We start from the raw sequence: 10,608 nt of genomic DNA on the forward strand, positions 1-10,608 counted from the left end.
CAGCGATCAGCGCAATAGGCCGGCCTTCGCGTAAACGCTTTTGCGTCAGGCTGACACGCCAGCTCAGCAAGTAATCCGCCGGTGTTTTACCCACCACTTTATGAAACTGCGCGGCGAAACTGGCCCGCGACATACTGGCAGCACTGGCAAGCTCGGCCACCGACCAGCTTTTTTGCGGCTGGTCATGCATTAGCGTTACGGCACGCGCCAGGCGCAAATCGGCCAGCCCGGCCATCATACCGGAAGATAAACTGCTATTCGCCATGATATGCCGCAATAGCTGGATCATCACCAGTTCCAGCAATCGATTTAACACCGCATTTCTACCACAGTTCTGCTCTGCAGCTTCGCTGAATAACCACAAAACACTATCGCCCAGAATAGGTAACTCACTGACTGGCACTAACATGTAATCGGGCAAGGCCGTGGTTAACGGATTATCCTGTCCGCCATCAAAGCTTACCGTCGCACTGACCAGCTGAGTATTGTCCGTTGGGATGGCAGTCAAACTGTGCTTGTAAGGCCGGGGAATAAATAGCAGGCTGGGCTGACTAATGACTATTTCCTGCCGTGCTATATGCAACCTGGCTTTGCCGGTATTGAGCAGATAAAGCCTGCCACTGCGCTCTTGTGAATCATACGCCAGTTCACCACTGAACAAGCCAGCGTAAAAGGTAGTGGCGTGCATACCAAACTGCGCCAGTAATGTTGAAAGCCTGTCCATAACCACCTCAATTAGACTATCTGCATCAAAATTTAGACAGTTTGACGCCAAAAGTCAAACCAGACCCCCTAATATACTCCCAACGCTTGCAACTGAACTGCAGCTGAGTAGTACGCCACTCTGGGCATAACGTTAACTAACGAACATTTTTATCAACAGAAAAGGAATACAACATGACTAAGTTCAAATTTCGCCATATCGCCGCTGCTGTTGCTACCACAGCATTAACGTTAAGCAGCGCTGTTTTTGCTGCTGAAAAACCAACAGTGGTGCTGGTACATGGTGCTTTCGCCGAATCATCCAGCTGGAACGGCGTAGTAGCTAACCTGCAGCAACAGGGTTACCCGGTTGTAGCGGTTGCCAACCCACTTCGCAGTTTAAGCGCCGATGCTGACTATGTTGCCAGTGTCGTACAACATACCAGCGGCCCGGTTGTACTGGTAGGCCATTCCTACGGAGGCGCGGTAATCAGCAATGCCGTGCAGAACAACACTAATGTTACCGCTTTGGTTTATGTTGCCGCATTCGCACCGGAACAGGGTGAGACAGTGCTGGAATTATCTGGCCGTTACCCGGGCAGCACTTTAGGCCCGACACTGGCCACGCCGGTGATATTAAAAGACGGCAATAAAGACCTGTATATCCAACAAGACAAATTCGGCGAACAGTTTGCAGCCGATGTACCCGCCGCAGAAGCCTCGCTGATGGCCGCGTCACAACGCCCGGTCACTGAGCTGGCTTTAACTGAGCCAGCTGGCCTGCCTGCCTGGCATGCCGTACCGTCATGGTCAATTTATGGTACTGCAGACAAGAACATTCCGCCTGCTGCGATGAAGTTTATGGCACAGCGTGCTAAAGCGAAAAAAATCGTTGAAGTACCCGGCGCTTCCCATGTGGTGATGACATCACACCCGGACAAAGTCGCCGCACTAATTGCCGAAGCCGCAACTGCGACTAACAAATAACAGCTGTGTAAACAGCAAACCCAACTGAAGCTAAATTAACTGAATTATTGAGGAAACCACCATGAAAACATTAAACACTGTAATCACTGCCAGCCTGTTAGCATTAAGTATCGGCAATGCCGTTGCCGCAGGCTCACCGGGCGTTGAAACGAAAACACAGGGCTTCTTAAATGCCTTAGCCCAGGGCGGCGGTAAACCGCTGGAGCAGTTATCACCTAAAGATGCCCGTGCGGTATTAACCGGCGCACAACAAGGTGCCATCTTACCGGCTGCTGATGTCAGCGAAAAAATTATCAAAGTAGATGGCCAGAGCATTAAACTGGTTATCGTTAAACCACAAGGCAGCACCGGCACCTTACCGGCTTTTATGTTCTTCCACGGTGGTGGCTGGGTACTGGGGGATTTCCCAACGCATGAGCGTTTAATCCGTGATTTGGTGCAGCGCTCTGGTGCAGCGGCAGTGTACGTTGATTACACCCCATCACCGGAAGCGAAATACCCAACCGCAATCAACCAGGCGTATGCCGCCACCCAATGGGTTGCCGAAAATGGTCAGAAAATTGGTGTGGATGGCAGCCGCTTAGCCGTGGCAGGTAACAGCGTCGGTGGTAACATGGCGGCGGTAGTGGCATTGAAAGCGAAAGAAGCAGGCACACCGAAGCTGAAATTCCAGCTGTTGCTGTGGCCGGTCACCGATGCCAGCTTTAACAATACGTCGTACCATACTTATGCCGATGGCCACTTTTTAACCCGCAATATGATGCAGTGGTTCTGGGATAACTACACCACGTCACAGGAGCAGCGTAACGAGATTTATGCCTCACCACTGCGTGCGACCAAAGCCCAGTTGCAGGGCTTGCCACCGGCATTAATTCAGACTGCTGAAATGGACGTGCTGCGTGATGAGGGTGAAGCCTATGGCCGCCATCTGAGCGATGCAGGTGTGACAGTGACTACAGTACGCTATAACGGCATGATCCATGACTTTGGTTTGCTGAACGTGCTAAGCGATGTACCGGCAGTGCAAGACGCATTAGACCAGGCTGGTCGTGAGTTAAAAGACCACCTGCAATAAACCCTCAAGTCAGATAAAGCCCCTTTAAGGGGCTTTATTATTATGTCGCTGTTGCCGTATTTAAACAGGCCGGTGTTCTGTACCTTCACCCGGGGTGATAAACAACAGTTTGCAACGGTTTAGGGTTCTGGCGGTATGCCAGACGCTACGCGGCACCAACACATATTCGCCCTGCCGGCTTAGCTTAATACTGACATCGCCATCGTCGGTTTGCAGAATAAACTCCGTCTGGCCGCTTAACAGGATCACGATTTCATCACCGTTCGGGTGCCTCTCCCAGCTTGGCCAGTTAGCACTGAACGCGTAACACGACACCAGCTGATGGCCGGCAAAGCCGTTATAGGCTGAATCCAGCCGCTGATATAAACCACCGTCAGCCAACTCAACGGACGCCTGCTGGTTCGGGTTTAACACCACAAACTCACTGTCAATCGACAAGGTTGTTTTTGTCATCTTACTGTCCTTTGCACTGCTTTGCCCGGGCAAAAAACACCGGCAACGTAGCAACAGTAATAGCACAACAGGGCAGAAAACGCCGTAGCTCCCCTGGACGGTTTCAGAGCTGGCTAAGGCAACTGTAAGCGTGTGGCAGCGAAACGGTTTAACAGCTGATGCATCAGATACACCGCAATAAGCGTGCAGATCACCGAAATGGCCACTGAACTGAAGCGATACAGGGCGCTGTACACCAGATCGCTTTGCGGTGTCAGGTACTGGCCGAATAAAATCCCCATTGTTGTCATGGCGCCAAAACCAGCGCCCGACTGGCCGCCTTCAAACATATGATGACGGGCAAACAGCATGATGCTGACCCACATCGCCAGGGTGACAAACAGCAAAATATTCGAGTGGCTGTACAGCAGCAGCTGAATGGCCAGCCCGACATTACACCCCACCAGCGTGCCAATAGCCCGGTTCCAACCGGCTTTGCCAGCACCATGCCAGTTTAGCGGAAACAACACCAGCACTGATGCTACCTGCGCCGACAGCGAATCAATTAGATCAAAGCTCTGAAACACGATAAATGACAGGGTTGCCACCGTTGTTGCCAGGATCACCTCATGCCGCTGATTACTCAGCGGCTTAGCCGGCATCTGGCGCGCTGCACGCGGTGAGGTGTCCGGAAACAGCGTGTACATTAAAAACGTGACAAACAACGTAAAGACACCGGCCATCAGGTTCGACATCACGATATCACTGACATGTGTCAGCGGTGCCGGGTAACTGGAAAAATGCAACTGCATCGACAAGCCTACCAGGGTGGTGGCGCCAAATAAAAAATGCACGCCGCGTGTCATACAACGGAATAAAAAACCAAACTGCAGGATCACCAGCAATGTCATCAGGCCGGGCTTGTCACCAAACAGGCCCTGCACCAGCAACACACTGACACTGACAAATAAAATACCGGCGATAAACTGTCGAACCACATGCGCATTTAATACCGGCACCAACCCCAGTAGCAACATAGGGTTAACCGCAAAAAAGGTACCGTAGTTCCAGTCCATCAGCTTGCAAACAACAAAGCCCAGTGTGCCGCCAAAGGCGATACGCAGACACTGCCTGACATCATTGCTGCTCAGCTGCAGTTTGGGGTGAGTAACACTGGCGGGCGAAGACATGCTTTGCCCCCTTAATAGATATAATGCAGCAGGCTGATAAAGCGTGCCTGTGCCTGCCCCAACCAACGCGCCGGGCCTGCGGCAGGGTAAAGCTGTACAGTCGCGCGGGCACCGGTAGGCAACGCTGCCAGCACCGCATCGTTATCATCCAGAGTCAGGTGTAAGCGCAGATACTGCGCATCACGCACCCAGCGATCAGAGCTTTCCGGGTTTGCCAGGCTGCCATCCGCGTTAAGCTGACCATCTTTGACACCGGCATCGATAGCGCGCACCGTGGCGGCAAATACCTGTCCCGGCAAACCATCAAACATCACACTGGCTGCTGTGCCGGCCTTGACTTTGGTTAACGACTTTTCCCGAAAATCAGCAATAATATCGGCATCATTTGCCACCAGCGCCGCCAGTGTTTTACCGGCCGTAGCATAATTGCCCGGTACCAGTTGCAGGTTGGTCATCACACCATCTACCTTAGCGCGCACATCAGTGTACTGCAGGTTTAACCGCGCATTTGCCAGTGCATTAGCGGCCTGGCGTAACAATAAGTTAGCCTCTCCCGGCTCACCACGGCGTACCACCAGTTCATGGGCCTGCGCTTTGGCCGCCTCAACCTGTGCCAGTGCCGCCTGATAATTAGCAGCCGCTTTATCCAGCTGTTGCTGCGACACGCTGCGCGAACCTATCAGCTGCTGCAGCCGTTTAACTTCCAGCCCGAGTTCGTCTGCCTGAGCCTGATACGCCGCGACGCTAGCCTGAGCCGAGGCAATTGCGGCATCAAGCTGAGTATTTTCCTGCTGTGCGGCTTCCAGCGCCAGTTCTGCTTTATCGACTGCCAGCTGGTAGCTTTGCTTGTCCAAGCTAAACAAAATATCACCGGTTTTAACCTGCTGATTATTCTGCACCAGCACCTGTGTTACCTGGCCGCTCACCTCAGGGGCGATGCCGACGACCGGATGCATAACACGGGCCTGCGCACTGAGCGGTAACCAGATATCGGCGACAATAAAGTAGACAAAGGCGACAACAAAGACGACGATCGCACCGTGCACCCAGCGTTTAAAAACCTGATCCGGTGTCATAGATTATCCTCCGCTGCCGCTGTTACCAATAAGGCGCGGGCGTTGCGCTCCATCAGATCCAGCGCCTGCATCAGTTGCTGCACCGCGGCCGGTGTTAAATCCCGATACAACGCCTGCCTGATTTGCATCGTGCGTTCAATCAGTTTCGTCAGTGTTTGTTGGCCGGCAGGCGTAAAATACAGGCAGTGTGCTCTTTTGTCGGTCGGGTGTGGCCGCCGCTCCAGCATATCCAGTTCAACCAGTTGGCCAAGCGTACGGGTTAACGACGGCATCTCAATCCCTAACTCCTGCGCCAACGCCTGTTGCGTTGCGCCCTCGCCTAACAGCTGCAAGTGCAGCATGGCAGTCCAGCGCGCTTCGGTCATATCCAGTGATTGCACGGCAGCGGTAATAGCACTGCGCCATAAGCGGTGCACACGGCCTATCTGATTACCCAGCGGCACTTGCAGCATGGCTTTCATATCATTCAGATCAGTGGTGTCAGTCATCATACACTCAGCATTTGGTTAGCATGCTAAGTATTTTACACAACCTTTAAATAGTTAGCAAGCTAAGCATTTAGTGATAAATTTGACGAGCACAATATTCGGCGCTATTACATGACTACTGCCCTCACTGTTACCTTTACCCGGAGCCAACATGTCCCCCAATGTTCTAGCCTGCGATTTACATGATCATATAGAAATCATCTGCATGCGCCGTTACCCGGTAGCTGTACACCTACTCGACGGTTCGGCCGTTCAGGGCACCGCATTCGATACCCGCAGCAATGCACAACAAGAGTTTTTGGTGTTGCAGCAGGACAGCAACAGCATTGAAATCCCCCTGCTGCAGATTGAGCATATTGACGTACTGGATGCCGGCGCACCGCAGCAGCACATCAGTTTACAGCAACAAAGTAGTTGTAAATTTTAACAGCGCAATTCATTCAGGCTTCGGTAGTGCTGCCACAATTCTTTGCATAGGACCGTTTTTGTTCAATCGACGTCAATGTTATAGTTGCCGGCTATTCAGTCGTACAAATGACAGCATTATAATGGAAGAGCAATGGACAAAATTTACCATATCGGCACTGTCGGCCAGCCGTGGGGAGACGCTGAAAAAGCGCAGTGGCTAAGCGAGCAGACAATAAAACGCAGTTTTTTCGACGACGTACTACCGGCTATAGCCGCGCTTAAAAACGACTTCGACGTTGAACAATACGGCGAACTGGACTATCAGCAGGTCTGTGGCAAAACCTACCCGTTGTATGCGGTAAAAAGCCGCAATTGGCAAAGCGATAACCCCACCGTTTTAGTAACAGGCGGCGTACATGGCTATGAAACCAGCGGCGTACATGGCGCAATGCGTTTTTTGCAAACCAAAGCCCTGGCGTACAGCGAAAAGGTTAACATTCTGGTGTTACCCTGCATCAGCCCCTGGGGCTATGAAACGATCAACCGCTGGAACCCACAAGCGATAGACCCAAACCGCAGCTTCGGCGAAAGCGGCAAAGCCAGCGAAGCGCAGCAGGTAAGGCAATATCTGGCCAGCCTGGATACGCAGTTTTCACTGCATATAGACCTGCATGAAACCACTGATTCTGACAACAGCGAGTTTCGCCCAGCCAAAGCGGCGCAAGACGGCACTGTGAACAAAAACTGGAATATCCCTGATGGTTATTACACCGTGGATGATGCAGAGCACCCATGCCCGGCGTTGCAAAAAGCCATTATCGACAGTGTGGCAAAGGTAACCCACATTGCCGAGCCGGATGATGAGGGCAAATTAATCGGTGAGCCCATGCAGCAACCGGGGGTAATTAACTACGCTAAAGCTAAGCTTGGCCTATGTGGCAGCGTAACTGATGCGCCTTTGGTGAGCACAACGGAAGTTTACCCCGACAGCCCAAGCGCGACACCAGAGCAATGTATTCAGGCGCAGGTAGCGGCGGTGACCGGCGCACTGGAGTATTTACTGCAACAAGGTTAATTAATATTCAGCCGGTGCGACTTGCAGCAGGTGCTGAATAAGCAAACGCAGGCGCAGCGGCTGATTGTCGCGATCGCGGTATAACAGATAGGTTTTACGCAGCGGCCCCAGCCAGTCAGGTGCCAGCGCCATCAGTTCGCCCTGTTGCATATGCTCAAGCACAACCCGTCGCGGCAAATAGCCAATCCCCACACCGGCGGCCACGGCTTGCATGGCAATGTTCATATCATCAACTGTCAGCCGGACATTACCCTGCGGCCGGTATTCAAATTGCTGCTCAGAGTGCTGGTGTTCAAACCGCCAGACGTTGATTGGGCTGCTTACCACTAACGGGTACTGCACCAGCTCGGACGGGTGTGTGATCTGATGCCACTGCACTGCCCGGCTGCTGACACACAGCAGTGACTGCACTCTGGTCAGCGGCCGGGCTATCCACCCCTGCAGCGCGGGTTCGCCGACCCGGATAGCTAAATCGATTGCCTGCTCGCCAACATCAATGACCCAGTTTGACATCCGGATATCTAAATCAATTTTTGGATAACGTAACTGAAACTGATTCAGCGCTGTCGCCAGCCAGCGGTACATGGTATTCACCGGCACTGCAACTCTGAGCGTGCCGGCAGGCTCATGCTTTTCGGCGTGTAAATCGCCGGAAATATCATCCAGCTCATTAAACAATGGGCCAAAACGTTCAAAGTACTGGCGCCCGGTCCCGGTCAGATTAATCCGGTGTGCGTCCCGGTGCAGTAAACGCAGCCCCAACGTCTGCTCGAGCGCATTGATCCGCCGGCTTAACGTCGATGGTGGCACCCCCTCCTGTTCTGCTGCCTGACGAAAGCTACCGGCTTGTGCGACCAACCAGAACAGACGCATATCATCCAGCGAATAGTTAGGTTTCATTTATGGCATTTAACCTGCTAAATATCGTTATATATTTTAATTTTGAAATAAATAAAATATAAAGCAAGCAAAACAAGCTGGTCAGATTTATGAAACATCAAACTCCCATCGTTACAGTATCTTTGTTAGTGCTCAGCATTTTTAGCTGGGGCAGTGTATTTCCGGTGTCCAAGCTGGTACTGGGCCAAATGACTGAAAACTCGCTGGTGGTGTGGCGGTTTAGTATCGCGGCTCTGTGTCTGGTGATTTGTCTGCTGGTTAAACGCCAGCACTGGCCGCAGCTCAGCATCAGGCAGTATGCCTGGGTGTTGCTTATCAGCCTGATTGGTGTCGGCGGCTTTAATTTGCTGCTGTTTACCGGCGTCAAACAGACGGCGGCGACTAACGGCGCTTTGGTGATGGCGTTAAGCCCGTTGGTGACCGCACTGATGGTTGCCGCACTGTCACGCAAATGGTTAAACAGAACACAGACACTGAGCCTGGCCATTGGCTTATCCGGCGTCCTGTTGGTCATAACCAAAGGCAGCTGGCAGGCGCTGGCGCAATTTCAGTTTAACCAGGGTGATCTGACAATTATTGCCGCTATGTTGCTGTGGTCTGCCTATACTACGGCATCGCAAAAAGTAGCGGGCTGGTTACCTTTATTGCCCTTTACGCTGGTCAGCATGCTGGCGGGTGACGCTTTTATTCTGGCATTTAACGCCACACAAGGTGATATTCATCCGGTTACTGAGCTGCTGAGTTTGCCGCTGCAAGGCATCATGGCGGTGATTTATATCGGCGTGTTTGGCACTGTGGTGGGCTATGTGTTCTTTTTAAATGCAGTACAGCGGTTGGGCTCAGCACCGGCGGCGTTGTTTTTTAACTTAATACCGGTATGTGCTGCGCTTACGGCTGTGATGATGGGACAAGAGGTCACATCTATTCAGGTTACCGGTATGGCGGTTGTGTTGCTGGGCCTGACGCTGCCGCAGCTATTAAAACTAGTACGCCAGCGTAACACTATACAGACCTGTGACGTAAATAGCTGATTCACCGATGTCAGTCACCGTAATGCCAGGCAAAACCGGCGACTGATAAAAAAGCGTTGAAACATCGTACAATAGCCGCTAAGCAATAGTACGCTTAGCTACTTTGCATAAGCAGCATAGCCTTCGAGCAGTTGCGGAAATGACTCTTGCGGTGGAAACTTGCTAAAGCTGTGCTTTGCTCCGGTAGCGGCCCACTGCAATTTTTCATCGGTGTAGGTTTCTATAAAGGGCTGATAATGCTGAGCATCGTCCAACATAGCAGAGCGCACATTAACAAAGTCATCCATGCCTTCAGGCCGTGTAAACAGCCAGCTCAGGCAATGGCCACAAAAATAGTGCCGTGTAGCGCCATGCAAACCACCAATAACAGGCTCACCGGCTGTAACAGTGAAAGCCTCAGCGGGAAATAACGAACTCAGGCTAAAAGCACTGGCTGTCATTTTCTGACAGCCGGTGCAATGGCACGCCATAGTAATCATAGGTTTTGCAGATACTTCAAATGTTACCTGCCCACAGCGACACTGGCCTTGTGTTTTAATCAAATCATCACTCATCAGTATATTTCTCCGGGTTATCGCTACATTTCTGTTTTTGTAAATTTAATGTTTAATACAGTACTTGGGAAGACAGCGACTGACAATAACTTAGTAACCCCTGCTTATATTGTCTCAGGGATAAACAGATATAAAAAAGCCCCGAATCCGGGGCTCTGATTTGTATCAGCTTACTTAACTGCGCTCTGGAATACGCTCCAATACCGCCAGCAGCAGTTCCCAGTATTGCCCTACAGTGGTGATATTAACCATTTCATCCGGCCCGTGCGGAAAGCGGATGGTCGGGCCGATAGACACCATATCCATATCCGGATATGGCTTTTTAAACAGGCCACATTCTAAACCGGCGTGAATAACCATAATCACCGGCTCTTTATTGTAAATGGCCTGATAAGTGTCTTTTACTACCGCCATGACAGGTGATGCCGGGTCCGGTTTCCAACCCGGATAAGCACCGCTGAACTTCACTTCAGCACCAGAGAGCTGTGCCAGCGAACTTAACATGCTTTGCACTTGCTCACGGCCGCTGTCGATTAACGAGCGGATTAAACACAGTACCTGTACGCTGTTGTCTTTGGTGGTAATAACACCCATGTTCAGCGAGGTTTCGGTAACACCTTCAACCTCGTCACTCATGCGCATTACACCGTTCGGGCAGACATTTAACAGATTAATCAGCTTTTGCTGCGT

At 51.7% G+C, this 10,608-nt stretch carries 12 protein-coding genes and 1 pseudogene; 5 read left to right on the forward strand and 8 right to left on the reverse strand.

The window, feature by feature from the left end; translation table 11 throughout:
• Positions 1-724, reverse strand: a 724-nt coding sequence (locus tag VIN66_RS08740; RefSeq protein WP_331923617.1) for a cupin domain-containing protein, incomplete at its 3' end; no start/stop codon positions are given.
• A gap of 173 nt (positions 725-897) precedes the next feature.
• On the opposite strand from VIN66_RS08740, the gene VIN66_RS08745 reads away from it, so the two are divergent.
• Both VIN66_RS08745 and VIN66_RS08750 read left to right on the forward strand, forming a co-directional pair.
• Positions 898-1,689, forward strand: a complete 792-nt coding sequence (locus tag VIN66_RS08745) for an alpha/beta hydrolase (RefSeq protein ID WP_331923618.1) — start codon at positions 898-900, stop codon at positions 1,687-1,689.
• Between the two features lie 61 nt (positions 1,690-1,750).
• A complete protein-coding gene (locus VIN66_RS08750) occupies positions 1,751-2,764 on the forward strand; it encodes an alpha/beta hydrolase (RefSeq protein ID WP_331923619.1) in 1,014 nt (337 codons plus the stop codon).
• A gap of 60 nt (positions 2,765-2,824) precedes the next feature.
• Here VIN66_RS08750 and VIN66_RS08755 read toward each other — a convergent pair whose 3' ends face one another.
• The 4 genes from VIN66_RS08755 to VIN66_RS08770 form a co-directional block, all read right to left on the reverse strand.
• Positions 2,825-3,217, reverse strand: coding sequence for a hypothetical protein (locus VIN66_RS08755; RefSeq protein WP_331923620.1), 393 nt, complete (start codon positions 3,215-3,217; stop codon positions 2,825-2,827).
• A gap of 113 nt (positions 3,218-3,330) precedes the next feature.
• Positions 3,331-4,386, reverse strand: coding sequence for a DUF2955 domain-containing protein (locus VIN66_RS08760; RefSeq protein WP_331923621.1), 1,056 nt, complete (start codon positions 4,384-4,386; stop codon positions 3,331-3,333).
• 11 nt (positions 4,387-4,397) lie between these two features.
• The gene (locus VIN66_RS08765; protein WP_331923622.1) at positions 4,398-5,462 is read right to left on the reverse strand and encodes an HlyD family secretion protein; all 1,065 of its coding nucleotides are present in this window, start codon (positions 5,460-5,462) and stop codon (positions 4,398-4,400) included.
• Positions 5,459-5,953: a MarR family winged helix-turn-helix transcriptional regulator gene (locus VIN66_RS08770; RefSeq protein ID WP_331923623.1), complete on the reverse strand. Its 495-nt coding sequence runs from the start codon at positions 5,951-5,953 to the stop codon at positions 5,459-5,461. The genes VIN66_RS08765 and VIN66_RS08770 overlap by 4 nt, the downstream gene beginning before the upstream one ends.
• Before the next feature lie 148 nt (positions 5,954-6,101).
• Here VIN66_RS08770 and VIN66_RS08775 point away from each other — a divergent pair, with 148 nt between their 5' ends.
• Complete coding sequence (locus tag VIN66_RS08775) at positions 6,102-6,377, forward strand: Rho-binding antiterminator (protein WP_331923624.1); 276 nt, start codon at positions 6,102-6,104, stop codon at positions 6,375-6,377.
• 132 nt (positions 6,378-6,509) lie between these two features.
• The gene (locus VIN66_RS08780; protein ID WP_331923625.1) at positions 6,510-7,433 is read left to right on the forward strand and encodes a M14 family metallocarboxypeptidase; all 924 of its coding nucleotides are present in this window, start codon (positions 6,510-6,512) and stop codon (positions 7,431-7,433) included.
• Here the strand turns inward: VIN66_RS08780 and VIN66_RS08785 are convergent, their stop codons facing one another.
• Positions 7,434-8,333 (reverse strand): LysR family transcriptional regulator, encoded by a 900-nt coding sequence (locus VIN66_RS08785; protein ID WP_331923626.1) that lies wholly within the window; start codon positions 8,331-8,333, stop codon positions 7,434-7,436.
• Between the two features lie 89 nt (positions 8,334-8,422).
• On the opposite strand from VIN66_RS08785, the gene VIN66_RS08790 reads away from it, so the two are divergent.
• On the forward strand, positions 8,423-9,364 hold the full coding sequence (locus VIN66_RS08790) for a DMT family transporter (protein WP_331923627.1): 942 nt from the start codon (positions 8,423-8,425) through the stop codon (positions 9,362-9,364).
• Between the two features lie 98 nt (positions 9,365-9,462).
• On the opposite strand, the gene VIN66_RS08795 is transcribed toward VIN66_RS08790, so the two are convergent.
• Both VIN66_RS08795 and VIN66_RS08800 read right to left on the reverse strand, forming a co-directional pair.
• Positions 9,463-9,918 (reverse strand): GFA family protein, encoded by a 456-nt coding sequence (locus tag VIN66_RS08795; RefSeq protein WP_331923628.1) that lies wholly within the window; start codon positions 9,916-9,918, stop codon positions 9,463-9,465.
• Positions 9,919-10,092: 174 nt separating this feature from the next.
• Positions 10,093-10,608: pseudogene (locus VIN66_RS08800) on the reverse strand (cytosol nonspecific dipeptidase); the annotation flags it as partial.

The organism is Rheinheimera sp. (genome assembly GCF_036568245.1).
Taxonomy (GTDB): domain Bacteria; phylum Pseudomonadota; class Gammaproteobacteria; order Enterobacterales; family Alteromonadaceae; genus Alishewanella.

Coding starts and splice junctions, on each gene's coding strand:
- VIN66_RS08765 (WP_331923622.1), bottom strand. CDS start 5,462: ATGACACCGGATCAGGTTTTTAAACGCTGGGTGCACGGTGCGATCGTC.
- VIN66_RS08755 (WP_331923620.1), bottom strand. CDS start 3,217: ATGACAAAAACAACCTTGTCGATTGACAGTGAGTTTGTGGTGTTAAAC.
- VIN66_RS08760 (WP_331923621.1), bottom strand. CDS start 4,386: ATGTCTTCGCCCGCCAGTGTTACTCACCCCAAACTGCAGCTGAGCAGC.
- VIN66_RS08785 (WP_331923626.1), bottom strand. CDS start 8,333: ATGAAACCTAACTATTCGCTGGATGATATGCGTCTGTTCTGGTTGGTC.
- VIN66_RS08795 (WP_331923628.1), bottom strand. CDS start 9,918: ATGAGTGATGATTTGATTAAAACACAAGGCCAGTGTCGCTGTGGGCAG.
- VIN66_RS08790 (WP_331923627.1), top strand. CDS start 8,423: ATGAAACATCAAACTCCCATCGTTACAGTATCTTTGTTAGTGCTCAGC.
- VIN66_RS08775 (WP_331923624.1), top strand. CDS start 6,102: ATGTCCCCCAATGTTCTAGCCTGCGATTTACATGATCATATAGAAATC.
- VIN66_RS08780 (WP_331923625.1), top strand. CDS start 6,510: ATGGACAAAATTTACCATATCGGCACTGTCGGCCAGCCGTGGGGAGAC.
- VIN66_RS08770 (WP_331923623.1), bottom strand. CDS start 5,953: ATGATGACTGACACCACTGATCTGAATGATATGAAAGCCATGCTGCAA.
- VIN66_RS08750 (WP_331923619.1), top strand. CDS start 1,751: ATGAAAACATTAAACACTGTAATCACTGCCAGCCTGTTAGCATTAAGT.
- VIN66_RS08745 (WP_331923618.1), top strand. CDS start 898: ATGACTAAGTTCAAATTTCGCCATATCGCCGCTGCTGTTGCTACCACA.